We start from the raw sequence: 25,608 nt of genomic DNA on the forward strand, positions 1-25,608 counted from the left end.
CTTTCTCAAAATGACTAAAACAAAGGCGTGCATTGAAATACAGGTTCTCAAATACGGTTAATTCCTCTTTCAATAAATCGTCTTGAGGTACATAACCAATGACACCTTCCAACGTTTCTGCATCTTTGTGTAAATCAAACCCATTAATATGAATCCGGCCTGAATTATATTTAAGATTACCATTCAACACATTGAGAAGTGTTGATTTTCCGGTACCACTTCCGCCCATTACGGCCACTAATTGCCCCGACCGTCCTGAAAAGCTGAATGGATGAATACCTATTTGATTATTATTAAACTTATACGAAACATCAAGTGCGCGGTAAAGTATCCTTGCCCGTCCGGGACGAGCAATAAAGTTTTCGGCTACGCGACCATAATACACCGGTGCCATCCGGGAAGTTTTGATTACTGCACCTGGCCGGAATGCTACACCTTTATTCTGCTCAATGATGTGTCCGTTAAGGTATAAATTTCGGTTCCCTGAATAACGAAAAAACAGCAGGTTGGTTTCTTGCACATGTAACACCCACACAAATATTTGCTGTTTTGGATTGTAAATGTGCTTTATATTCTCATCAGGTTTTTCTTTCTGACCACTAATTAGTAAAAGACGTTCTTTATCCTCTACCTCTAAAGGATACTCCAGAATAAAAGTCCGAAGGTTACTATAATCCTGTTCATCCAGTTTCAGGAATTTGGCCAAAGCATCTGTAAACACACCCTCTTCATCAGAAACATGTCCATCACGCATAATATAATTCAACATGTTTGTGATTAACATGTATTTCTCCGACTGCTCCAGTTCCTGATTAAGTTGTTCACTGATTTCAGCTAACCGATCCAAATTCGATGAGGCTTGTTTATCCCTGATCTTCTGGTCCTGACTATATGAATCTTTGTGGTATTCACTAATGTAAAATTCATAACGAGCTAAAGCCTGATCGGCAAATTCTTTATTCAGGTTACGAAGCAAGAAGTTTCTGACTTCCACAGTACCATCCCCTGTTTTTTGCTCTTCCCGCAAATCGGTCAGAAGAGCAAAAATTTGCATCAAGGCATCCAAAAAAAGTTCACTCATTATAGTGTATTATGGGTTGGTTTGAAAGATAGTAATTTTATTTTCACAGAAGAAAAAAGGGAAACCGATGTTGGCTTCCCTTTCATAATTTTATATTCTAAGCTATTTACGATACATACTTCTCACGTAAAACAGCAACGTTTTTTTCAATAGCTTCTAATTGCTCAATTGTAATACTTCCGGCATCAATGCTATTATATATTTCATGAAGTATTTTAAGATCATCAATGGTAGACTTAACATCTTCATTTGCAGCATGAACTTCAAGCATAGTCATCAGCTTATTCAATGGCTCCTTTTGCTTCATAATAATGGCAACCATTTCTTTATTGCTAAACGTTTCGTCCGAAATATGGCAAGCAATATACAAAGCTTCAACCCAGCTTCCTGATACAACCAATAATGAAACAGGTGCACGATCATTTTTATTTAAATACTCGTAAGTGTTATAGAATGAATTAGAAATAACATTAACCAACTCATCTTTATTATCTAAATTATTCTCAATTGCTTCCAGTAATTTACCATCCAATGCAGCTGAAATATCCAGTTTATCGATCAATGCCTTCGAAGCATTCATAAAATCCAAAGTCTCCTGCTGTTGACGATAGGTGCTGGCGTAACTTAAATCGGAACTATAGATACCTAAGTTTAAAGCTTGTGATTTCTCGGTTAAATACTTGTCAACATTTGAAACCGGATTCGACAATGAAAGAATATAAGAAGCTTCAATTCGATTGAGCATTTCAGCTACTTCAAATGAGGTAGGTAAGGGATAAACAAACTCTCTTACTTCTTTTTCAACGTTTTCTTTTTTTATTTCCGGCGCCTTGCTCTGTTTTGTTTTTTTACTGTTACAAGCCGTCAACATCATAGTAGCAGCGACAATCAAAGATGCTATTCGAATAGTGCTTTTCATGTGTTTAAATTTTTCTTCATTTACCACATAGAACTTCCATGAATTTTAATCATTCTTCTTTCAGTATCTTAGAATGCTAAAATTCGTGTTCGTTTCATGTGTTTAATATTAATTTCACTTGACACATTTCTTTTAGCTTATATGTGTCTATGGTTTTGGTTTTATTTTAATCGAAATCCAGGATTTTCCAAGCCAGAATCTTTAGTTTCAATCCATTGATATAAACACGATTCTTAGTATCTATTCAGGATAAAAAAATCCTGAAACAAATATAAGTGATTTTAAAAATAATCTATTCTGCCGCTGTTATTATTTAAATGATTAATGCATTTTTAATAAGTTCTGGCTAACAAATCATTGTTTTATTCAATTCCAGCACCAATTTTTGCAATCATTTTATATAAAAAATCGCACTTCAGTAAACCAAATAGATGTTTTGATGTAGTATTATACTGGAAGTATTGATTTTTAGAAATACTTGTTGCCAGTTTAAAACAACATGATACCTAATTATTCAAACTGCAAGTGGCAACATTGTAAGTTTTATAAGCAATTCCAGATATGGAGATGTAAATATTAAAGTATGAAAGGAATATTATTAGCAGCCACAACAGCCATTTTGTGGGGTATTTTGGCCATTGCACTTAAGGTTGCATTAAACTATTTTGATTCATATACCATTGTATGGTCTCGCTTTTTGGTGGCAAGTGTAGTTTTAATAGCTTATTATGCTTTTAAAAAGCCAGATTTTTTGAAAATATATAAAAAGCCTCCAATCATGATGTTAGCTGGTGCCGTCTTATTGGCCGGCAACTACATTGGCTACGTACAAGGCATTCATTATGCTGGTCCCGCAGCTACACAGGTCATTATTCAAACCGGACCTGTAATGCTTGGAATTATTGGATTTACCGTTTTCAAAGAGAAAATTACTTTTATTCGAATGATTGGTTTTGTAATTGCGACCATTGGGTTCTTTGTTTTTTACTACAATCAGATCAATGAACTTATAACGCAAAAACAAGCTTTAATCAGAGGTGCTCTCTGGACTCTTGGTGCTGCAACAAGTTGGGCCGGATATGCGTTTTTTAACAAAAAGCTTGTACGCAAATATCACCCTCAACACATTAACCTGATTATATTTGGTCTACCAGTTATCTTATTTACACCAGCGGTTAACTTCGAATTGTTTACTCAAACCTACGACTTGTGGGTATGGATATTATTAGTTGCATTAGGCTTAAATACAGTGGTTGCATACGGCACCTTATCAGCGGCTTTCAAATACACCGAAGCCAATAAGATCAGTATTGTCATCATAATGAACCCAGTTATTACTTTTATCGTATTAGAGCTTTTGGTAGCACTTAATGTGAATTGGTTTCCTATTAATAAGGTAACACCAATGGCATATGTTGGTGCACTATTGGTAATTATTGGAACAATACTGGCTATTGGCCTGGTAAATCAAAAAAAGAATTAGCGCCCACGTCGACTTATTAACACAATACCATATTCTCTATCAATAAATTGAAAATACTGGTAAAGCGTGAAATTAAAATCAACTCCATAATCAACACTAAGATCATAGGGAATTTCCGTTTGGTAAAAATCGCCATAACGAATCGGATTAGAATGGCGAATATTCCACTCAACACAGTAGCGGTAGTTCCAGTTTTGATAATAATCGTTCGAATAAAACTCTTTAGGATATGGTTGTGTAGCTAAAAAGGTATCAAACCTAGGATCAAAAACGATCAACTCATATTCTGTTGAATCGCTGGCCTCAACGCTCAACTCCTGAGCAGGTGCATCAGAAGCTGACACAGGCTTGCTTGATTGACATGAATACAATGCAAGCGTCAGAACAGATATAAATAACAGGTACTTCATGGCATCAGTCGTTAATAGTTATCATTCAAGTTAAGCAAATTTTGAGCCAATGAGGTCAAATACACAGGCCTTTTTACTGAATAGTTAAAATTACTTAAGCACATGAGAACCTTTACAGTAAGTAATTGATTACAATCTGGTATTCTTACAATTTCACTTTCATTTCTAATCGTTAAAAAGTGTTTTATTTCAGATTTGTTTTAAATATTGAGTTTCTTCTTAATAATTATTAATTAACGCTTGCATCCACCTTTATTTTCCTAAATTTGCAGCCTTTAAATAAAGAAAAATATCTATAAATAATAAAGTCATGAGTTATAAAGCGATATCGGCTGAAGAGGCAGTAAAAGTGATTAAGACAGGCGACCGTGTTCACCTTAGTAGTGTGGCTGTAACACCGCACAAATTAATTAAGGCTATGGTTGACCGTGGACGCAACAAGGAATTCTATGATGTTAAAATTCAGCATATTCATATTGAGGATAAAGTAGACTTTGCTGATCCTGAATTTGAAGGTGTTTTCGTATCAGAGCAATTCTTCGTTGGAGGAAACCTTCGCAAGCAAACACAAGCCGGTTACGCTGATTACATTCCTGTATTCTTGAGTGAGACGCAAAAGTTGATTCGTGAAGGTGTATTGAAAGTAAATGTAGCCATGATTATGTGTTCAGTTCCAGACAAGCACGGCTTTGTTTCACTTGGAACTTCTGTTGACGCTACCCGTGCTGCTATTGAATGTGCTGATATCGTAATAGCAGCTGTTAACCCAAATGTTCCTCGCGCATGGGGTGATGCTATCTTCCACATGAGTGAAATCGATTACTTTGTGGAAGACGACAGTCCGCTGTATACACATGATATGGGGGCATTAACTGATATGGATATTGCCATTGGTAAAAATGTAGCCGAATTAATCGAGGACGGAGCTTGTCTTCAAATGGGTATCGGTGGTATTCCAAATGCTGTGTTAGCGCAGCTTGGTAACCACAAGGATCTTGGAGTACATACAGAGATGTTTGCAGACGGTATTCTTCCATTGGTTGAAAAAGGAGTTGTAAACGGTAAGCGCAAGCAACTTGATCCTGGTAAGATGGTTGCTTCTTTCCTAATGGGTTCACAAAAGCTTTATGATTTTATTGATGACAACCCAATGGTTGCCATGATGGATGTTCGTCACACTAACAGTGTGCACATGATCCGTCAGAACGATAAGGTTACTGCTATTAACTCTGCACTTTCAGTAGATATTACAGGTCAGGTTTGTGCTGATTCAATTGGTACCACACACTATTCAGGTGTAGGAGGTCAGATTGACTTTATCCGTGGAGCAGGTTATTCTAAAGGTGGTCTGCCAATTATCGCAATGCCATCGGTAACCGGTAAAGGTATTTCAAAGATTGCTCCAACATTATTACAAGGTTCAGGTGTTGTAACCACTCGTGCCAATATGCACTGGTTTGTAACAGAGCATGGCGCTGTTAATTTGTATGGAAAAACCATGCAGGAGCGTGCTAAGCTAATCATCTCTGTTGCTCATCCAGACCATCAGGAGATGCTTGACAAAGCAGCATTCGATCGATTTGGAGGACATTTTCACTATGTAAATCCTAATATTTAATCGAAACCAAACATTCGATATATTCCAAGAGTCATCCTGATTGGATGGCTCTTTTTTATATAAAAGAAGCCGACTCTCTCAAGCCGACTTCCAGACATTTATCACACTAATTAACACTAAAATTTTACATCAGGATTAAAGTCTATTCAATTATTTTTAAACTGTTCATATTCCGGATTAACACACCTATCACCCCAACGATTGTACATAAAACGTAATCCTTCTGCACTTTCAGGATATTGCCCTTTATCATCAGTTGCTTTTTCCCACTTCGCCAGAATTTCCCGCATTTTTACCAATTCTGTATGGTAAGTTGTATCTCTTGCCAGATTATTAATCATATGTGGATCATTTTCAACATCATATAACTCTTCAACAGGCCGTTTATTTCCCCAAAAGATAGCAGGTACTTCTCCCAGTTTATTTTCTTGTGCCAACTGGCGCATACGTTGTGTGATCTTCCACTCATCACGGTAATTGGGCTGCATATAAGGTCTATCCGGATAATAGTTTTTGATGTAACGAAAAGCTTTTGTTCGAACCGAGCGAATGCGATCAATTGTAAAATCACAGCGATCACGTGTTGAAATCACGAATTCACGTGGATCATAATCAACACTTAAAAAATCATTCCCTTCGGTATATGCAGGAATTTCAATGTTGGCTAATCCTAAACTTGTAGTCCCAATATCCAATCCGCTAATCAAATCGTCATTAACCAAGCCTTTTTCTATACGCCCATCATCTCCATAATATGCTAATACAAAAGGCACTTTTGTTCCTGCATCGTATAAAAACTGTTTATGACGCCACAACCTCATCCCATGATCGGAGAAGAAAAAGATATAGGTGTTTTCCAATAGACCATCTGCTTTTAGTTGCTCGACAATTGTACCAACCTCCTTATCAGTCAGTTCAACACATTCTAAATGATTCGTCATATCTTCTCGCACAAATGCTGAATCAGGATAGTAAGGCGGTACCTCAATCAAATCAGCATCTATTGGACGAATGATCTTCTCTTTGAACTTCTGGTTATAGATATGCTTATTGCCATACAATTGAATCTGACCAAAAAATGGTTGATCACTATCCCGCTCATTCCAATCAATTTTGAGCTCTTGCATGCCATACATCCCAATAGAACGAAACGGTCCTTCATACAGGTTTCGCCGATCGTACCAGAAATTATAATCATCTTTACCATAGTTAAAGGTGAAATAACCTGCCTCTTTAAATAACTCTGGCAATGTTTTAATTGTATCTGGTAAAAAAATAGCGGAAGCTAAATCACGACTACTATGATGGTTATGCAATCCCAATGTTGTTGGCATCATCCCCGTAATTATAGCAGAACGTACCGTTGAACAAACACTCGAAGGCATATGCACGTTGGTGAACATTATGCCATTTTCAGCCAGTTTATCAACATTAGGAGTTTTCACAATAGTGTTGCCATAACACCCAAATTCCGGGCTCAAGTCTTCAGCATAGATCCACAAGATATTAGGCTTCTGAACCTCTTGCCTGCAGCAAACTATTGTTAAGCATAATATGATGACTAACAACAATGGAACTTTATTCATTACAAATGATTTAAGGTTCAGTTAGATTATTTCACCAAAGCACTTTCACGAACAGTATATTTTAAGAATGCCTCGGGACCAATACCACAGTAGGTATTACCTGTGCCTAAATCCTTCACCTGACCACTCATAAAATCACTGTACCAATCCATCCATGGGTAAGTATAATGGTATTTTTCGGCAGCGTGCAACACTAATCCATCACTGCCCTTTTCGGGTAATCGTTCACCACAATCCTGAAAGTAGTTTTCACCTACGGTATGTAGCCATTCATGCACCCATACGCCAGGATCATTTTCTTTATACCAATTGATATTTTCCTGAATATCATTACCTGCATCAAACTTAATGGTGATGTATCCTGTCTGTATTGGATCATTAATAGGATCAGTCCAGGCCAAACCAAAGTAAGAGCTCTGGAAACTGCATGAACCATCCTTCTCGCGCCAGAATACAAAAACTGCATCATAATTGCCAGGCTCCACTTCTGGTATTAATGCGGTGATTGATTCCGGTTCCAGGGTAAACCAGGTATTGCTGGCCTTGTGTAATTCTATAGGGGTGATAATATCTTTTCGCTCAACTTCCCATTGAGTTGTATTGAATGAAAATGGTTCGAAATGATTCTCAATGCTCCACATAAAGAAATCATAACCTGCATCTAACTCTTCCTTACTAAATTGAGAACTACAATGTCCTGAAACAGAAACACCAGTTACTTCATGTACCCCAACCCATAAAGCTTTCCATCTTTTCGGCTCTGGTTTATCTGAAGTCGTCAGGTTAATTTCAGCATCGTCTTCTATGGTTAGCGTTTTTCGAAAATATTCTTTAGATGATTCCGTTGCAACACCAATAATATAATCTCCCTTGGTCACTTTTATTTCAGCAGGAGTTGAATAGCCAGTAAACTGTCCATCCAGGTAGATAAAACCCTTTTCAGATGCGGTTACTTTTATCCTTGGTGTAGTTATGCTTTTCTCACTTTTTGAGTCACAAGCTTGCAGAACGAGCAGTCCTAATAAGCATGTAAAAATTATTATTCTCATTTTTTAAGCTGATAATTTCCAGGCAGAGGTAACATGCCGAAGCATGACCTCTGCTGAAATATGATTTACTAATAAACTCTAATTATTTAACCGGATGCAGCATAGCAGCAACGCCACCACCTGCTTTCATATCAATATCTGCTTTATAGTTCTTATCTACTATAATTTCTTTCATATCGAAGTCGTTGCCATCGCGATCAGCATTGATACCATCCTGATAAATGATCATTTTGAACTGTTGCCCTTCTGGTAAGAAAGATAAATCAAGTGGCAACACTCTTTCTGTCCAGTCTGTCATGCCGCCGATATACCATTTATCTCCCAGACGACGAGCCATTAACAGGTAATCACTTACCTTAGCATCTATGACTTTTGTCTCATCCCACACTGTTGGCACTTCAGATAAGAATTCCATACATTCCGACTCGCGGTAATAACGCGTAGGGCTATCACACAACATCTGAATCGGACTCTCGTATATTACAAACATGGCCAACTGATGACAACGTGTTCCCATGCTCATCGGTGTATCAAATATCGGTTCGAAATCTTTATCCTGTGCATTAGCCATAGCACCAGGCGTATAGTCAAGTGGCCCGGCCAACATACGTCCAAAGGGTAAGATCAGATCATGTTCCGGTGTTTGACGCAGGCTCCATTTAAATTGCTCACCTCCATTGACTCCTTCACGCGTCATTACGTTGGGATACATTCGGCGTAACCCTGCAGGTTTATATGAACCATGAAAATCGACCATTAAGTGGTAATCGGCAGCTTTGGCAGCGATCCGATGGAAATAATTCACCATCCATTGGTCATCTCGGTTCATAAAATCTACCTTAATTCCTTTAATACCCAAATCTCTGAACAATTCAAATGCCTCATCAATCTGGTCATCCAATGTTTTCCAAACACACCATAACATGACACCAACATCTTTACTATCAGCATATGCAATCAGCTCTTCCAGGTTCAACTCAGGTTTTACGACAGTTATGTCTCCTAACTCGTACCAGCCTTCGTCTAGCATGATGTTTTCAACGCCATATTTTGCAGCAAAGTCAATATAATATATATAGGTTTCTGTATTAAATCCGGCTCTGAAATCAACTCCATAAACATTGTTTGCATTCCACCAGTCCCAGGCTACTTTACCAGGCTCAATCCAAGCTGTATCATCAAGTTTGTTTTCTGATGACAGGATATAAGTCAACTGGTTCATCACCAGATCACCATCATTATCAGCAATGGCAAAAATTCGCCAAGGGAAGGTACGTGTGCCTTTTGTATTGGCAATGTAATTCTCACGTTCACGAATAGGCAGATTACGATCACTCAATTCATCAAAGTGCTTCACACATTTCGGTGATGTTCCTTCGAGCACAAGTCCTTCAGCACCTTTGATCCATAATCCGGGGTAATCAACCAAATCCGTTTCAGCAATGACAATTTTGGGACCATTGGCCGGATTCAGTATCAATGGCAGACTGGCCAGATCGCTTTCACCTTGTTTTTGCAGTGATGTATAATCGTAATACACCTGGTTGTGTGATTGAAAACTTTTCTCTCTACCCCACCAGCACATATAATTCTCAGGAAAGGCGTAAGTTCCTTTTTCACTTAAAACGGTTATCTCACCCGGCAAACTGGTTTCGAAACGGTAGGCTACACCTTCATTATAAGCACGAAAGCTGACAGCATAATTGCCTTTAAATTCCAATGTCAATTCATTGCAAACATTAGCTATTTGGGCTTCTTTAATTTTAACAACCGGAATGATGGTCTCATTAATTGAATGACGTTTCACATTCTTCACAACTGCCATTTCTCCAAGCTCTTGTTCTTCAAGTTGCATGCCAATGGTTGAAGGACTTACAATGGTTTGACCTTCCATTTTAACCAAAAATTGTATATGCTCGGAAATCAATACCTGTAGTTCAATCGTTTTATCCGGCGAGCTTACTTTATATGTTTTTGTTTTGGCTGATGCAAAAAACGAAATGCAAACAACAACCAGTAACAAACTAATTTTTAATAATCTATTCATTGGGTAAATTCTTATTTGCGATTCAACTCCAATTTAATTGATTGATATGGTTGTGGATAAGCGGTGATCCACACTTCTGGCTTCAAATCCAGGTTTTCTTTATCATAGCCCATCACATACACCTCAATCTCTTTTCCTATATCATCCTTTGATACCGGAATATAGTAAGTGTAATTCTTATCTCGTTTGGCATTGATGTATTCCCATGTATTGGAAGGGTAGGAAACAGCACGATTAGGGGCACCACGAAGTTCTCCATCTACTTTTACTGCAGCGTAAGCACCTTCAATACCATGCATTCCGTTAACAGCCACGCACAAATAGCTATTTTCAGCGACTTCATCCAGACTTATTGTACTCATCCAGACTTGTTGTGCTTTCATTTTATCGACATGAGCAAACAGGTTAGAAGCCCGCCACTTGTTGCGTTCAACTTTCTGACCATCTTTTATGCCTTCAATTTCAACAATACGTTGAGGAAATTCTTTAAAACGCAGATATCTTACCGGCTTTTCAAGGTTGATAACCATCTTCTCACCTGCCAAATAAGTTAAGGTTTCCCACGACTTCAGATCGGTTGATACTTCAACATAGTTACCTTCCTCGCGCAATAGTGGTTGTAATGAAAAATCATCAGGTACATATAAAATAACCTTGTCAATATCTGTCACCTCACCTAAATCTAATCGGAAGCAACCACCTTTCACTTTCTGGTCGCGTTTATATTTAAATGATGGCCAGAAACCAGTAGCATGGTCACCATCAAACAAGTTTTTATCCCATATACCTCTTTTAACAAAAGTTGGTTGATTGAAAAAAGCATCTCTTGCGGTTTGAACAGCTGGTATCTTTGTTTCTCCTGAACGTTGAACTGAACGCACTTCCAGAGCATTATTATCTGCTGAAAATACAGTTGCTTCATAGAGTGCTTCAACATCATCAGGAGTTTTACCTAATCTCAGATCCGTTAATTTACGATGACTGTTTTGTTGCAACTTCTCGCCCGGGAACTTCACTTTCAATTTTTTACCTGCTATCAATTTAGCATTTGACTTTCCATTAAGCGTTGCCGATTGATAGTTATCGAACGATGGAATGCTAAGGAACGCAGATTCACCCGGACGCCCCAATAACTCCAACTCAACAGGTGCTCCTTCCACATTACGAATCACCTTGTAATCAACTCCTTTCACAGCCGGCTCATCATATTCTTCGCTTGTTGCCAATAACATTGACGCTCTGAAAGGCAATACTGGTACACTCACTTTTTCACCTTGTTTGAAAGTCCCGATCACTTTTTCAGTTGGGTGTAATTGAACTAATGTAATGTTTTCACCTTCTTTTAATCCAATTTCTTCATCGAGCTGAATAGTATAGCTGGTTTCATTCCAGTCCAGGTTTCTAAGCGTTAACATACGAGTTCGATCATCACCACGTGAAACGGCATGTGGTCCATACGACTCAGGCAGTTCCATGCCGTTGACCAATATATGACCATACTTGCGATGCAAATTGAAGAAACGTGCTAATTGCGAAAATTCATCATCACGCAGCAACCATGGATTACCATATAGTTCAGGCGCCAGAATCAATGAACGATTAAAGGCCTGTAACACCAGGTCGTCTTCCCAATAATCCAGACAGGAAGAAAGGCATACGCCATGATCTTCAGTCAAACGTTTCATTTCTGGTGGTAAGCCCCTGGTAAGTGCTCCTGCTCTGTTGTGAGGAGCTGTGATATCGTTTGTCATAAACACATCGATGTATGTCTCATACCCTTCCCATAAAAAGGTTGTGGCATATGGCTCTGATTTCTGAAGACCTAATCGATGATTCAACAAGATCAGATCGGGACTGTATTCACGACATTGCTTCATCATGCGGATAAACGCATCTTCTTTCTCCAAAGGTAATGGGCCGCACACTGCATCAAATTTAAATAGTGCAAACTCATAATCACGGCAAAGTTTTACCATCTGATCAATGCGCGCTTGTTCCTCTTCCACCATGGTTCCAAAACCATCAGGACCGCCCCAAACACCTAAGCGGATACCTAAATCTTTTGCTTTTTCATAAATCGGGTCAAAACCATTGGGGAATTGTTTCTTAAAACGATCGGAATAAATACTGCCATAAAAGCGTTTACCATCGATGGCTCCTGCATCAAATGCATAAATATCGAGTTGCATTCCGTAGGTTTCTTTCAACCACTCAAAAAATGCAAGATTGATCATGGTGTGTGCTTCTGTAGCACCTTCATTGGTGTTATTTATCCAGCTAAAGTACTGCGCCTTCGATGGTGTATTTTCATCTGCTCCAGGAAAGATTTTTTCCTGGCTAAAGCCACTCAATACAAAGAAGGCTAATATGCTAATTAATAGAATTTTTCTCATCTGTCCTCCACAATAATGTTGTATTAAAGCATAAGCTTACCCGGAACGCTTTCCGGGATAAGCTTTCTAAGTTTCAATTTACCAATTGTTGTTCTGAGAGATACCTGAAACATCAATTTCTGCCTGTGGAATAGGCCATAAATAATGTTTTGCAGCATCAAAGTTTCTGTTACCACCAGATAGGGTTACTTGTTCGCCACTATCCGGATCGGTATAAGTTAAACCTTCAGCTTCGCCAGGCATTACCTGATCAGCAATTTGCCAGCGACGAATATCATACAGTCGGATACCTTCGAATGCCAACTCAACACGACGTTCACGACGAATAATATCGCGTAATTGATCAGTTGACTTTCCGGTTGTTATTATAGGCATCATTACATCGGCACGCTGGCGTACCTCATTAATAGCATCATAAACTGATTGGTCAACATCTCCGGCTTCTACTTTGGCTTCGGCATACATTAGTAATACCTCGGCATAACGCATAATGATAAAATGAATACCACTATCCCAGTAATTGGCATCATCGATGTCCTGCTGAGAAATATATTTTAACCAATTGTAACCGGTTGCAGTTTTGTTCCACTGTCCGCCTGTTCCATCCGTCAGGTCATCACCAGCTACAATATCCTGTCCAGGATAAGTCGCGCCAGGAATGGTGTTATAAACACCCCATTGCCATTCGCGACCCGGATATAAAATTGAATGGTGCAAGCGCGGATCTCGGTTAGCATATGGTTGCAACGGATCGTATATAGATGTCGGATCGTCTATGGTTTTACCATCCGTTGTTTCATAAGTATCCACCATTGATTGTAAAGGACAAGAACAACTCCATCCTCCAACAGAGTTCGGACCATAATTAGGTAACCAAAATTCACCTTCCCAAACATCTTTCATCACCTGAATGTCGAAAATCACCTCGTTATTATCAACTCCCTGGTAGTCGAACATATTTGCATACTGAGAATAAATAGAATACACATCCAAATCCATCACGGCTTTAGCTGCAGCAGCTGCTTCCGTCCATTCTTCACGATACAAATGAATACGTGCTTTAAGTGTTAAAGCTGTTCCTCTAGTTACACGACCTTTGTTATCCCCATCATATGACTTTGGTAGATGATCAGCAACCGATTCCAAATCTGCAATTAATGCATCCATAATGGTATTCTTATCTGTACGAGTGCATTTAGGGTTTGGTGTCACGTTGCCGCTTTCGTCAACTATTGGCTCACAATCATCAGGAATAATGCTTGAAGTTAAGAATGGCACATCGCCAAAAAGATATACTAAATCGAAATAGAAATAGGCGCGTAAAACTGTCGTCTCAGCAACCAATCGATTACGGTAATCCAAATCCATGTCTTCTATATTGGGTGCTCCTTCCAGAATGCGATTTGCACGTTGTATACCACGATAGCGTTCCTGCCAGCGGTATTGCACATACCAGTCGTAAGCATTAGCCGTACCATTACCTAATTCATAACACGCATTCCACGAGTGATGATCCACTGCATTATCTGTCAATACTTCGATTCGTAATAAATCGGTACCACTACCATAAGATCGATCCCAACTGTTAAAGCCAATTAAATCGTAAACGGCATTAAGCGCATATACAATGTCTTTTTCCTGCTGAAAGAACGTAGCAGAAGAAACCTGGTCACTCGGTGTTCTTTCCAAAAATTCGTCACTACAGTTACTTGCTCCAAGAACTACAACCAGGGCAAGAAAGTATATTTTTAATGTCTTCATTTTTCTCATTTTAAAACCATTAGAATGTTACTTGCATACCAACCAGATAAGTGGATACCGGTGGATAGTAAGATGGTCGACCATCATATGTCTCCGGATCCAATCCACTTTCAACATCAGTAATTGTAAACAGATTCGTTCCTCCTACATACAATCGTAAGCGTTCGATTTGAATTTTATCAAGCACATTATTATTAAATGAATAACCTATTTGCAGATTCTTCAACCTTAAGTACGAAGCATCTCGAATCCAAAAGTCGTTATACAGGTAGTTATTTTTATTGGATGCATCTTCCAATCGCGGGAATGAAGCATTCGGGTTATCAGGCGTCCAACGATCCAAAGCACGTGTTGTTGTGAAAATTTCGAAGTTTGGCCCTTCGTTAGGCGCACCATAGAAATAGTTTTCAGCCTGCGATACACCTTGTAGTAATGCCGTCAGGTCAAAACCTTTGTAACTCATATTCAAATCAATGCTATAGGTATAACGTGGTATATCCGAACCAATAATTGTCCGGTCTTCATCATCAATCACCTCATCGCCGTTAATGTCTACAAGTTTAATATCTCCTGGTTTTAAGTCGGCATGATTGGGTTGCTCAGGCGCATCATTAATTTCCTGTTCCGACTGGAACAATCCATCTGATTTATACCCATATAAAGCCCAAACAGGTTCGCCTTCCTGTAATATCTTCCAGCCACTGATTGTGGCTTCCTGACCAGCTAAGCTAACCACCTCATTCTTGATATCTGAGATATTAAAACCAACACCGTATTCAAAATCACCAATACGGTTTCTATGTGTAACCGAAATTTCCCAACCAACATTGCGGATGTTACCAACATTCGATTCGGCAGGTGCCAAACCAACCATGGTTGAAATTGGCAAGGTCATTAATACATCATGTGTATCCTTTTTAAACCAATCAGCCACAATGCCTAATTTGCCTTGCCACATGGTTAAATCAAAACCAATATCAAGAATCTGTGTTGTCTCCCAGGTCACATCTTCGTTAGCATAGTACCACTGAGAATATCCGCTGGCTTCCTTGTCATTAAACGAATAATCATAACCAGGGAATACAGGAGAAGAAAAACGGTAATAACCAATATCCTGGTTACCCAACTCACCCCAAGAGGCTCTTAATTTCAGGTTGTCCAGAAAATCTGTTGTTGATAAAAAGCCCTCTTCAGAAATACGCCATCCAGCAGAGAATGATGGGAAAAAGCCCCACTTATTACCTTCAGCAAATCGAGATGAACCATCATATCGGAAGTTGGCTTCTAACAGATATTTCTGATTATAGTCATAGTTCAATCGTCCAAAATACGAAACCAAAGCCCAGTCTTCTCGATAGCCTCTGTTATCTTTCGTTTCCGGATCTCCTGTATTCAATTCGGCATAATCAGAACTGTAGATATCTTTGCGGGCACCTTCCAACAGATAGGCATTGTGCTCAATGGCTTCAAAACCAGCTAACGCAGTTAAGTTGTGTGCGCCAAATGCTTTGTTATAGTTTAATAGTGAACGGAAAATGGTTTCTTTCTCTGACCATCTGAAATCAAACAGTTCACTTGGATACCATTGTGTTACCAAACGATCTTCTTCAAACGGATCATAAAACTTGTATTCTGATTTGAAGGTATGCGTACGCTTATTCAGTGATTTATATGAAAGGTCACTTGTCCATTTTAATCCATTAAGGATTTTGTAATCAAATCCACCTTTCATATTTAATAACTCCGTTTCTCCTTCTGACATACCTCCCACTTCGAGGAAAGCTAACGGACTCTTATTATCCTTGTTCAATCCATATAAACCATTTGGATACTTCGATAAAAATACCGGCGAAGTTCCAACAATACTGGAAATAGCATCATCTACACGAGAAGGGCTCTCATTGTCACGACGATTAAAACTAATATCTGTGCGAACGTTTAAACGGTCATTAACAATAAAGTCCGTGTTTAATCTTAATCCATAGCGTTTAGTATTGATATTCTTTAGCATACCATCCTGATCCAGGTAATTTAAAGAAAGTGCCAGACGGGCTTTATCTGTTCCTCCACTTAAACGGAGTGAATGATTCTGCATTGGGGCAGTTTCATACAATTCCTCAAAAAGATTCGTATAAGGATAATTGACCGGATCTGTTCCAGATACGGTATTATCAATATAATCTTGTGAATATTTTGGCTGCAAGCCTGCATTCACTTTTGCTTCATTGACCAACATTAGGTAATCTCCTGCACTAACCAATTCTGGCAGTGTTGCCGGCGTTTGCCATCCCATATGACCATCATAACTTACCCTGAAATCACCTTCCTTACCACGTTTAGTTGTTATCAAGATAACACCATTTGCTGCACGAGAACCATAGATAGAACTGGATGCCGCATCTTTCAATACGGAAATACTTTCAATATCTGCCGGATTAACCTCTTTAATTGGCATCTCAACACCATCTACTAAAACAAGCGGATCACTGCCTGCTGATAAAGAGGTGTTTCCTCGAATCTTAATACTCACTTCTTCTGAACCGGGAATACCGCCTCGGTCAATTACCGTAACACCAGTTGCTGCACCTTGTAACGCAAGACGTGTATCTGTCACAGTACGTTTAGCCAGGTCATCGCCTTTTACTGCCGATACGGAACCAGTCAAATTGGCTTTCTTTTGAGCACCATAACCAACGACCACTACCTCGTTAAGATCAGTCATTTCTTCAACCAATACAACCTGAATGGTAGTTCGGCTAGCAATCGCTATTTCCTGCTCTTCAAATCCAATAAATGAAAAAGTTAATACGGCGTCAGGTGATGAAACATTGATTGTATAGGCTCCATCAATACCTGTAATGACACCATTGGTTGTGTTTGATTTTTCAAATACATTCACACCAGGTAAAGGCTCTCCATTCACATCTGTCACCTTACCTGTAATAGTAATTTGTTGTTGTACAGAGCTCATTTCTAAAGGCGTTTCAGGCACGATCACAATGTTTTCTTCGATCATTCGATAGGTAAGTCCGGTACCTTCTAATACCGTTTCCATTATTTCTGCAATGGAAGACGATTGTGCATCAATGTCAACTTTTGCACCTTGTGGTATCATTTCCGACTGGAAATAAATATCAATACCCAAATTGCTCTGAATGGTTTTCAAAGCTTCCTCAATTGTTGCATTTTTTACCTTCAACGAGATATTGTTCTTACTTTGTGAGTAAGAGTTCGCCGCAATTTGCATAAAAGATGCAATCAACATGACCATGGTTAGTCTCATAACCCTCACGAATTTAGTTGTAGTCCTCTCCTTAAAGAGGAAGCAACAGTTCCACTTTTTTTTCATAAATTTGAAATGTTAAATTACTATTGTGATGTCCTGCAAGACATCATTACTGAATCGGGAAATGTTGGTAGCATCTCCCGATTTTTTTGTTTATCTCATTCGCTTTATCGTTACTATCTTCCCTTTAACTGTATAATCTATCGGAGTCATCAGTTCCATCAGACTTAAAGTCTCCTCCAATGGTGACGAACGCTTTATTACACCATTGAAATGCTTGCCTTCAAACTCTTTAGCATTCCATTTAACTTCCACACCGTACCACCTTTCAATAACAGATATAATCTCTTCGAATGGCGCATCTTCGTATTGATACCTGCCCAAAGCCCACTGCTTAATGCTATTGACATCAATCTCCCTTTGCTCAATACTTTCCTTTTTAGAGTCATATACCACCTGCATGCCTGGTTTTAATGTAATATGCTGACCTTCCAGTTCCCAGCGAACAACTCCTTCTTCAAGACTTGTAATCATTCTGCTTTCATTTTTATAAGCCCTGATGTTAAAGATTGTTCCCAGTACTTTTACTTCCTGCTTACCAGATATCACAGAGAACGTCAAATCCTTATTCTTGCTGACTTTGAAATAGCCCTCGCCATCCAGATTCACTTTACGGTTTGTTTTGCCAAACTCTAACGGAACTTTTAGCTGAGAGCTTTCATTTAAAGTAATTTCAGAACCGTCTGCCAACTTAATAGTAGTTAACTGACCAGCTGGAGCGGTAAATACATGTGCACTCGCAAAGTCCAATTCAGTTTTGTTTACACTATCAAATACATTACCGATAAAGAATGCTAATATTAAAGAAGCAGCTATTCCAACAACTCCGACAACTCGCCTAAACCTGATCTGTCTGTTCTTCACGAATGGTATCTTTACTGAAAGTTGTTCCCACTCTTTTGATGCATTATAGTCATAGGCATTCGTTTTAAGAGCTGCATAATCCCAAACATCTTTCAACTGAAGGTACTGTAAATACAAACTTTCATTTGCATTAATCTGCTCATCAACAAAGAGCTTCTCTTCATCCGTAAGTTCTCCCTTTATATGTTTAATCAGAATATCTTCACTCACTTCCATACTGTGCTTTTTTAATAAGTTCCAGAAAACAAGTTTTACCCTACCTCAATAGTTGTGTTTTATTCAAAAAACTTTTCTCAGTTTGTTTTATAGGATGATTCCTTATATTTGATGCCAAGTGTAAACCCATGAATCCATCTGAAAAAATCATTTTACAGTCCATAAAAGGTGGCGATGTGAATATATACCGGGAGCTATTCTCGAAATATTCGCAATCGCTTTTTTACTATGCTTGTAAATTTATTTCGGATGACGAAGCAAGAGATATTGTTCAGGAGGTTTTTATGGCTCTTTGGCAACAACGAAACAATCTGGAAATATCCACTTCTTTAAATAGTTATTTATTTGGTGTTACCCGCAACAAGTGTTTAAAACAACTTCGACAACTTGATGGAAAAACCGATGCGCTATCGATTAAAGAAGCTGAATATTATGAAGGTAATTCAAACACCATTAGCAGTATTATTGAGCAAGAGCTAAGTGACAAATACCAAGATGCTTTAAAGCAATTACCACCCAAATGTCTGGAAGTGTTTTTATTGAGCCGTCAGTTGGATTTGAAAAACAAAGAGATTGCTGCTCAATTGGAAATTAGTGAGAAAGCCGTTGAAAAGCACATTAGTAAAGCACTAAAACATTTAAGGAAAGAGCTTAAAGAATATTTACCTTTACTTAGCTACATTGGTCATTTTATGGGATAAAACTGATGTCCCGATTTTATTAACAGTAGCTCATCGTCAGAACATCATTTGTTTGCATTAGTTGAAGCAATATGCTTCCGGCATTTCTCGGATATAAAAAATAAATTAGTTTCTTTAACTTTTGTGCTTCATTAAGTACTTGAACATATTTCCTTAAATATTTTATATAGAGATGAACCAATTAGAAATTAAAGAGATTGAAAAAACAGATGGAGGAGAATTAATTTTTCCTGAGGCTATCATCCCAATTGAGCATGACAATTGGAATTATCCGGTGGATAGCAAGGTTAATTTTGGGATGGCTTACGATTCAGACAATCTGTACCTCCGTTACAAGGTAAATGAACAACATCCAAAGGCTGTAAGTACCGATACAAACGGACCTGTTTGGGAAGATAGTTGCGTGGAGTTCTTTCTGGCATTTTCAGATGCTGAATATTACAATATGGAATTTAACTGTATCGGCACGCGCCTCGTAGGTCTTGGAACCAGTAACAAAGATCGCGAATGGTTACCTGAATCAGTAGTTGAAAGCATTGAGACACAACCTTCACTCGGACGCGAACCTATTGATCTGGAAGATACGCCTACCGAATGGGAAATGATCATTAAAATACCAAAAGCAGTTTTTGGAAATAATGTTGAAAACTTCGCTGCAGGACAAAACTACAAAGCCAATTTCTACAAGTGTGGAGATAATCAAAAACAAACTCATTTTCTTTCATGGAATCCGATTGGCCATGAAACACCTAACTTTCATTTACCGACCTTTTTTGGTAACTTGAAGTTAGTATAGCTATAGTATTAAAAAAGAGTGGTCCGAACGACAGGTTCGGGTCACTCTTATAATACTCTATCGGTTTCAAATAGTTGCTCAGAATCCCTGATATATTAATCACATTAAAAACTTTAATTATTCTTAAAACTTTTAAGTTGTTCAGGGTTCTTCACTTTCACTTCTTCGTTATTATACAAATCATTGTGGATCATTCGTGTAATTTCATCCCATTGGGGACCTTCGGTCCACCATGGATTGACCAACCCGTTTTCCCATTCTCTTAACTTCGTATTTAGTAGCTCAAAGTTCTGCACTTCAACCTCAACTAAATCGTTTGTTTCCTGTAAATCATTTTCAAGATTATACATACGGTAGCCTAATTTACTGACTCGTATTATTTTATGATCACCCAAGCGAGCAGCTGCCATCTGATCCTTCCTCCAAAATAGTTTATCATGAGGGTCACCTGTTTTTTCACCTTTCAAATAAGGAACAAGGCTGACACCATCTAACGATTTATCAACAGGTAATCCGGCAACATCAATACTAGTAGCAAAAATATCAAGTGCGGAAGTTAAACCATCAAACTGTTTTCCAGTACTGATGACTTCAGGCCAGTGTACAAAAAACTGTACCCTGTGACCTCCTTCATATTTGTTTCCTTTAAATCCTTTCAATGGCAAATTTGAAGATTGATTATTATGCGCACCGCCGTTATCACTTAGAAAGAATATCAATGTATTATCCAACAACTCTTCTTCTTTCAACTTTGTAATAATCTTACCAATCGCCCGATCAAGTGACCAGGTCATAGCAGCTAATGTTTGCCTTTGGTGGCCACCGAAAAGAGCCAGGTCTTCTTTTGTGGCTTCCATTGGCGTGTGCACTGCATTGGGAGCCCAATACATAAAGAATGGCTGCTCTTTATGTTTTTCGATGTATTCAACAGCTTTATCCCCTAAACGATCAGTTAGGTAACCCTCAAATTGTGTAAAAGTATCGTTCTCACGAATGCTATGTTGCGTTCCTTCTCTATCCTGCTTTTTATTAGGAAAGTAACTGCGACCTCCAGCTAAAAACCCCCAGAAGTAATCAAACCCACGTTTATTTGGACGATATTCTGGTCCTTCACCCAAATGCCACTTACCAAATGCAGCTGTTTGATAACCAGCTTTCTTCATGGCATCTGCCAAGGTTTTTTGGTTTAAATCAATACCTGAATATTCTGCCGGAGGGTTACATTCAAACCCGAAACGTTGTTGGTACCTGCCAACCATTAGCCCGGCCCGACTTGGCCCACATACCGAAGCTGTTACATGAGCATCCGAAAAGCGCATTGCATTGTAAGCCAACCTATCAATATTAGGAGTTTTTAAATCTTTGCAACCGGCAAAACCAAAATCAGCATAGCCTGCATCATCCAATAACATAACAATGACATTCGGTTTTTTGGTAACAGTTGAATCTGGTTTACCTTGCTGACATCCAAATATCAACAATGTCATTAAGGCAACAATCGCAACCGATCTAATTAGTTGTATAATTCTCATACCACACAATATAGTTTTCTAATTTAATATTTTCTGAGTTTGAATACTTCATCTTTAATGCGAATCAGATATAATCCTTCGCTAAGTTGATCAACTTTAACCTGATTTTGAGTAATAGCCTGCATGACCTGAATACCAGAAATGTTATATATCGAGATTTGCGTTGGTTTTTCAAGTCCTGATATTTTCAACATTTTGTTAGTTGGATTTGGATAAATGCTTAGTTTATTCGCATTTTTATTTTTGGCGACTGTTGCGACAATGTTGGTTCGACTGTTGATGGTAATTTTATCAAAAGAACCGACGTAACCTGACGAAGCATTATCTTTCCCCTCACATGTCAGTTTTAGCTGATAGGAACCAGCATCAAGTTGAATCTCATCGCTGTCTTGTGTTATTTGTGATGAATTAGTATAGTAAAAATCAATATTTAGACCTAAACTTTGCCAGTCACCATTTGATGTTTTAATGGCACAGCTATATTTTCCAAATGATGACCAGGTTAAACCTTGAATAGTCAGCTTATGATGACCACTCTTTTCAATTGGCACATCAAATATAATAGCGTTCCCAACTGAAGTACTGGATAGTTTAACATGCTTTTGTCCACTGGCTCCTGCATTATTAATAATCTGGATATCTGTCTCGCTTGGTGACGAGCTGTTTAAGTTTTCACATTCCAATTCTGTTGAAGAATCATAGAACTCACTTTTCCATACCCGCACATAATCAACAAAAGCGTATGTTAATGTTCCAACAGGCTCGCTAGTAAAGTAATCACCTTTAATTCCAAAACTTGCGCCATCAGATAACCACAAAAACTCTGGAGACTGAACAACCCATTTAGGATCATCGTAACGAACTTTAAACTCACCATCGTAATAGGTATCCATAAAATCTTCAGTCCAGTGAAAACCCCAGGTATGGTAATTTCCATTATGAATACCGGGTATAGTATACTTCTTTGTATTCGCCTGGTGATTGGCTCCGTAACCATCGATATGTATCACCGATTTGGTGTAGTCGTCCAGCCAAGCTGATTCGAAAACATCTATCTCGGCTCCATCATTAGCTGTTCCATCTACATTGTCCATGTTATCTCCCTGAAACCAGAAAGCCGTATGTGTTCCTTTTGATGCATCTGCAATTTTTATCCGTGCCTCAAAAAAACCATACTTTGTTTCATACAAGTCGTTGGAATTAACTGATCCACAATGCATGGTATTATGATCTTCTTTAGTTACCCGTAAGACTAAATCCCCATTTTCCTGCCACACATTATCTTCTGTCCACCACCAGTCATCGATACCTAAATCGGGACGAGGTGCTCTGCTTTTTGAACTTTCCAGTACATTCCATTTTAATGAATTAACTGTTGATTCATTGAACTCATCGCTAAAATCAAGCAACCAGTTATCAACTGTGGCATTTAGAAGAAGAGGCAAAGCATTCGCCGGAGTTGCTTCGTCAATCATTTGGGCATATACACTTTCCAGGTTAATAAAACTTGATAGTGCCAGACATAAATAAATCTTTATTCTAATCATTTAATTTATCGTTACGCTTTTGAAAAACACGCACATAGTCCACCTCAAACTTTCTTGGAAATGTGGTGTTAGATGGATCACCACCATTAGATCCAATAGCCAGATTTAGAAGGATATATTGAGGTTGATGGAATGGATTACTACCATCGGCATTGATGGTCTTGGATAAATCAATTTCATTTAAGAGCTCTTCATCCAGATAAAGATGAATGTAATCCTCGGTCCACTCCATCTTCCATATATGGAATCTTTGCGCCCAATCAGGTTCACGTTCTAAAAAGTATTTAAAGAGTATTTTAGCTGAATCCCAAACAGGCTTCATCTTCGCATTTGCCCAGGCAGCATTTGCCAGTATTTTGGCTTCACCTTCATGACGATAGTACTCTAATTGATCCACCTCGCCGTTCGCAGGCCAGCGGTTTTCAACACCTAAAGTCCAAATGGCAGGCCACATACCAAAACTTGTGTCGATTCGAGCCCTTACTTCCATAATTCCATACTGAAAAGAAAACTTATCATTGGTTTTGATACAAGCAGATGTATATTGAGCCTTTGGTCTCTGTTGGCGCCAATCTGAACTGGTTTTATCATAGTTCTTATTGCAAACCTCCTCACGTCTTCCTTCTATTACCAATACGCCATCTTTAATATTGGCATTATCTGACTGATACCATTGCAACTCATGATTACGCACGAGACCTTCTTCATAATTCCAGTACTTCTCATTGGGTTTACCATTGACATTAAAATCGTCTGACCAGATTAATTCATAACCATCCGGCACCTTAATGGTATGCGAATCTGGATGATAAGGATTAAGTATTTTGTATCTATCCGGGTTTTGCTTGCTGTATTTCTTGTCCTGCAATAAGCCCAGAAAAACAGGATCCTTCATCTCATCCACCCATCGTTGATAAGCCTCTTTTATGGTACTATAATTTTGATCAGCATTAATGTCCAAAGGTTTTTCTTCACTTATGTCATCAGACAGATTGTAAAGCTGATCCCGGTCGCTCTGGTATTTAATCACCTTTAAGTCACCTTTTCTTATTGCGTATGCTTTCTGATCATATTTCCGCCAATATAAGGCCTGATGAGGTTCGTCTTGTATTTTACCACTTACAAAAGGCAAGAGATCAACACCATCGAGCTGATTTTTTGCGGAAGCGTTAGCATGTTTAACAGCAGTAGCAAACATATCAAGCGATATCACCGGTTTTTCGTACACCATTCCTCCTGGAATTTTTCCTGGCCATTGCATAGCAAATGGCACATGAATTCCTCCTTCAAATAAACTGCTTTTACCTTCGCGTAAGGAACCATTATCGGAGCCATTTTTCTCTTCAGGTCCTCCATTGTCGGACAGGAAGAACACGATTGTATTTTCCTTGATACCTTTCTCTTCCAACTTATCAAGCACCAGACCCACGCCATCATCTACAGCACTGACCATCGCAGCATATGTCCTTCTTTTTTTGTCGTCAATATGTTTGAAACGCTTCAAATATTTTTCAGTAGCCTGCATTGGTGCATGAGGCGCATTATATGCCAGATAGATAAAAAAAGGCTTATCACTATTGCGATCAATAAATGATACAGCCTCACGTGACAGTGCTTCGGTTAAGTATTCCTTCTCATTAATACGCCCATTGTTGCGCATCAGCTTCGTCCGGTAACCATCAAACTGCGATTTAACTTCGGATATATCATTTAAAGTCCACTCTTCCGGAAAATAGTGATGACCTCCTGATAAAAAACCGAAGAATTCATCAAATCCTCTATTTAAAGGATATTGACTTTTGTGTACTCCCAAATGCCACTTACCCAAAGCCATACTGGTATAACCTGAACGCTTTAGCACAGTTGCAAGAGTTTCTTCAGATGAAGGCAACCCTTGCAGCGTATCGTTTGGTGCGAGCAAGGGGTTTCTTCCAAATCCAAAACGATCCTGATACCGACCAGTCATGATTCCGGCCCGACTTGGCCCACACACAGCATAAGTCACATAGGCATTGGTAAACTTCACTCCATTATCGGCAATACGATCAATATTTGGTGTTGGTATATCCTTACATCCATTAAAACCAACATCTCTATAGCCTTGATCATCTGTTAAGATAATGATGACATTTGGAGGCATTTCTGATTTTGGTTTGGCTTTGAGGTTACCAAATGTGATCCAAATAGTTAAGAAACATATCCCAAGTTTTATGCTACATTGTATCATAATTCTTTGTTTTCAAAATCAATACATTAGGT

17 protein-coding genes and 1 pseudogene are annotated in these 25,608 nt (G+C 38.6%); 4 read left to right on the top strand and 14 right to left on the bottom strand.

Annotated features, from left to right (window positions below; translation table 11 throughout):
• Positions 1-1,081, bottom strand: a 1,081-nt coding sequence (locus AC4MRQ_RS06460; RefSeq protein ID WP_491196840.1) for an ATP-binding cassette domain-containing protein, incomplete at its 3' end; no start/stop codon positions are given.
• A gap of 106 nt (positions 1,082-1,187) precedes the next feature.
• A complete protein-coding gene (locus AC4MRQ_RS06465; protein WP_491196841.1) occupies positions 1,188-2,000 on the bottom strand; it encodes a hypothetical protein in 813 nt (270 codons plus the stop codon).
• 583 nt (positions 2,001-2,583) lie between these two features.
• On the opposite strand from AC4MRQ_RS06465, the gene AC4MRQ_RS06470 reads away from it, so the two are divergent.
• Entirely contained in the window at positions 2,584-3,483 is a 900-nt protein-coding gene (locus tag AC4MRQ_RS06470; RefSeq protein WP_491196842.1) for a DMT family transporter, read from the top strand.
• Here the strand turns inward: AC4MRQ_RS06470 and AC4MRQ_RS06475 are convergent.
• Complete coding sequence (locus tag AC4MRQ_RS06475; RefSeq protein WP_491196843.1) at positions 3,480-3,893, bottom strand: DUF6146 family protein; 414 nt, start codon at positions 3,891-3,893, stop codon at positions 3,480-3,482. The genes AC4MRQ_RS06470 and AC4MRQ_RS06475 overlap by 4 nt on opposite strands.
• A 310-nt stretch (positions 3,894-4,203) precedes the next feature.
• Between AC4MRQ_RS06475 and AC4MRQ_RS06480 the strand changes: the two genes are divergently transcribed.
• Entirely contained in the window at positions 4,204-5,511 is a 1,308-nt protein-coding gene (locus tag AC4MRQ_RS06480; protein WP_491196844.1) for an acetyl-CoA hydrolase/transferase family protein, read from the top strand.
• A gap of 146 nt (positions 5,512-5,657) precedes the next feature.
• On the opposite strand, the gene AC4MRQ_RS06485 is transcribed toward AC4MRQ_RS06480, so the two are convergent.
• The 8 genes and pseudogenes from AC4MRQ_RS06485 to AC4MRQ_RS06520 all read right to left on the bottom strand — a co-directional run bounded on the left by AC4MRQ_RS06485 (position 5,658) and on the right by AC4MRQ_RS06520 (position 18,773).
• Positions 5,658-7,097 (bottom strand): sulfatase family protein, encoded by a 1,440-nt coding sequence (locus tag AC4MRQ_RS06485; RefSeq protein WP_491196845.1) that lies wholly within the window; start codon positions 7,095-7,097, stop codon positions 5,658-5,660.
• Between the two features lie 26 nt (positions 7,098-7,123).
• Positions 7,124-8,146: a hypothetical protein gene (locus AC4MRQ_RS06490; protein ID WP_491196846.1), complete on the bottom strand. Its 1,023-nt coding sequence runs from the start codon at positions 8,144-8,146 to the stop codon at positions 7,124-7,126.
• An 82-nt stretch (positions 8,147-8,228) separates the two neighbouring features.
• A complete protein-coding gene (locus AC4MRQ_RS06495; RefSeq protein ID WP_491196873.1) occupies positions 8,229-9,368 on the bottom strand; it encodes a glycoside hydrolase family 97 catalytic domain-containing protein in 1,140 nt (379 codons plus the stop codon).
• Positions 9,354-10,193: pseudogene (locus AC4MRQ_RS06500) on the bottom strand (glycoside hydrolase family 97 N-terminal domain-containing protein); the annotation flags it as partial. The gene AC4MRQ_RS06495 and the pseudogene AC4MRQ_RS06500, both read right to left, overlap by 15 nt.
• An 11-nt stretch (positions 10,194-10,204) precedes the next feature.
• Complete coding sequence (locus tag AC4MRQ_RS06505) at positions 10,205-12,586, bottom strand: discoidin domain-containing protein (protein WP_491196847.1); 2,382 nt, start codon at positions 12,584-12,586, stop codon at positions 10,205-10,207.
• Between the two features lie 78 nt (positions 12,587-12,664).
• Entirely contained in the window at positions 12,665-14,347 is a 1,683-nt protein-coding gene (locus AC4MRQ_RS06510) for a RagB/SusD family nutrient uptake outer membrane protein (protein WP_491196848.1), read from the bottom strand.
• 19 nt (positions 14,348-14,366) lie between these two features.
• Positions 14,367-17,630, bottom strand: coding sequence for a SusC/RagA family TonB-linked outer membrane protein (locus tag AC4MRQ_RS06515; protein WP_491196849.1), 3,264 nt, complete (start codon positions 17,628-17,630; stop codon positions 14,367-14,369).
• Between the two features lie 156 nt (positions 17,631-17,786).
• Complete coding sequence (locus tag AC4MRQ_RS06520; protein WP_491196850.1) at positions 17,787-18,773, bottom strand: FecR family protein; 987 nt, start codon at positions 18,771-18,773, stop codon at positions 17,787-17,789.
• 128 nt (positions 18,774-18,901) lie between these two features.
• On the opposite strand from AC4MRQ_RS06520, the gene AC4MRQ_RS06525 reads away from it, so the two are divergent.
• Positions 18,902-19,474 (top strand): RNA polymerase sigma-70 factor, encoded by a 573-nt coding sequence (locus AC4MRQ_RS06525; RefSeq protein ID WP_491196851.1) that lies wholly within the window; start codon positions 18,902-18,904, stop codon positions 19,472-19,474.
• Positions 19,475-19,646: 172 nt separating this feature from the next.
• The gene (locus AC4MRQ_RS06530; RefSeq protein ID WP_491196852.1) at positions 19,647-20,270 is read left to right on the top strand and encodes a carbohydrate-binding family 9-like protein; all 624 of its coding nucleotides are present in this window, start codon (positions 19,647-19,649) and stop codon (positions 20,268-20,270) included.
• Positions 20,271-20,383: 113 nt separating this feature from the next.
• On the opposite strand, the gene AC4MRQ_RS06535 is transcribed toward AC4MRQ_RS06530, so the two are convergent.
• The 3 genes from AC4MRQ_RS06535 to AC4MRQ_RS06545 are packed head-to-tail and all read right to left on the bottom strand — an operon-like array spanning position 20,384 to position 25,576.
• A complete protein-coding gene (locus AC4MRQ_RS06535; protein WP_491196853.1) occupies positions 20,384-21,802 on the bottom strand; it encodes a sulfatase-like hydrolase/transferase in 1,419 nt (472 codons plus the stop codon).
• Between the two features lie 23 nt (positions 21,803-21,825).
• A complete protein-coding gene (locus AC4MRQ_RS06540; RefSeq protein WP_491196854.1) occupies positions 21,826-23,349 on the bottom strand; it encodes a family 16 glycosylhydrolase in 1,524 nt (507 codons plus the stop codon).
• Complete coding sequence (locus AC4MRQ_RS06545; RefSeq protein ID WP_491196855.1) at positions 23,342-25,576, bottom strand: sulfatase-like hydrolase/transferase; 2,235 nt, start codon at positions 25,574-25,576, stop codon at positions 23,342-23,344. The genes AC4MRQ_RS06540 and AC4MRQ_RS06545 overlap by 8 nt, the downstream gene beginning before the upstream one ends.
• Positions 25,577-25,608: the final 32 nt, after the last annotated feature.

This window comes from Carboxylicivirga sp. (assembly GCF_982718395.1).

Excerpts from the sequence above, each read along its gene's own strand:
- AC4MRQ_RS06525 (WP_491196851.1), top strand. The coding sequence starts at position 18,902 with ATGAATCCATCTGAAAAAATCATTTTACAGTCCATAAAAGGTGGCGAT.
- AC4MRQ_RS06530 (WP_491196852.1), top strand. The coding sequence starts at position 19,647 with ATGAACCAATTAGAAATTAAAGAGATTGAAAAAACAGATGGAGGAGAA.
- AC4MRQ_RS06480 (WP_491196844.1), top strand. The coding sequence starts at position 4,204 with ATGAGTTATAAAGCGATATCGGCTGAAGAGGCAGTAAAAGTGATTAAG.
- AC4MRQ_RS06545 (WP_491196855.1), bottom strand. The coding sequence starts at position 25,576 with ATGATACAATGTAGCATAAAACTTGGGATATGTTTCTTAACTATTTGG.
- AC4MRQ_RS06540 (WP_491196854.1), bottom strand. The coding sequence starts at position 23,349 with ATGATTAGAATAAAGATTTATTTATGTCTGGCACTATCAAGTTTTATT.
- AC4MRQ_RS06505 (WP_491196847.1), bottom strand. The coding sequence starts at position 12,586 with ATGAGAAAAATTCTATTAATTAGCATATTAGCCTTCTTTGTATTGAGT.
- AC4MRQ_RS06475 (WP_491196843.1), bottom strand. The coding sequence starts at position 3,893 with ATGAAGTACCTGTTATTTATATCTGTTCTGACGCTTGCATTGTATTCA.
- AC4MRQ_RS06465 (WP_491196841.1), bottom strand. The coding sequence starts at position 2,000 with ATGAAAAGCACTATTCGAATAGCATCTTTGATTGTCGCTGCTACTATG.
- AC4MRQ_RS06485 (WP_491196845.1), bottom strand. The coding sequence starts at position 7,097 with ATGAATAAAGTTCCATTGTTGTTAGTCATCATATTATGCTTAACAATA.
- AC4MRQ_RS06490 (WP_491196846.1), bottom strand. The coding sequence starts at position 8,146 with ATGAGAATAATAATTTTTACATGCTTATTAGGACTGCTCGTTCTGCAA.
- AC4MRQ_RS06470 (WP_491196842.1), top strand. The coding sequence starts at position 2,584 with ATGAAAGGAATATTATTAGCAGCCACAACAGCCATTTTGTGGGGTATT.
- AC4MRQ_RS06495 (WP_491196873.1), bottom strand. The coding sequence starts at position 9,368 with ATGAACCAGTTGACTTATATCCTGTCATCAGAAAACAAACTTGATGAT.
- AC4MRQ_RS06515 (WP_491196849.1), bottom strand. The coding sequence starts at position 17,630 with ATGAGACTAACCATGGTCATGTTGATTGCATCTTTTATGCAAATTGCG.
- AC4MRQ_RS06520 (WP_491196850.1), bottom strand. The coding sequence starts at position 18,773 with ATGGAAGTGAGTGAAGATATTCTGATTAAACATATAAAGGGAGAACTT.
- AC4MRQ_RS06510 (WP_491196848.1), bottom strand. The coding sequence starts at position 14,347 with ATGAAGACATTAAAAATATACTTTCTTGCCCTGGTTGTAGTTCTTGGA.
- AC4MRQ_RS06535 (WP_491196853.1), bottom strand. The coding sequence starts at position 21,802 with ATGAGAATTATACAACTAATTAGATCGGTTGCGATTGTTGCCTTAATG.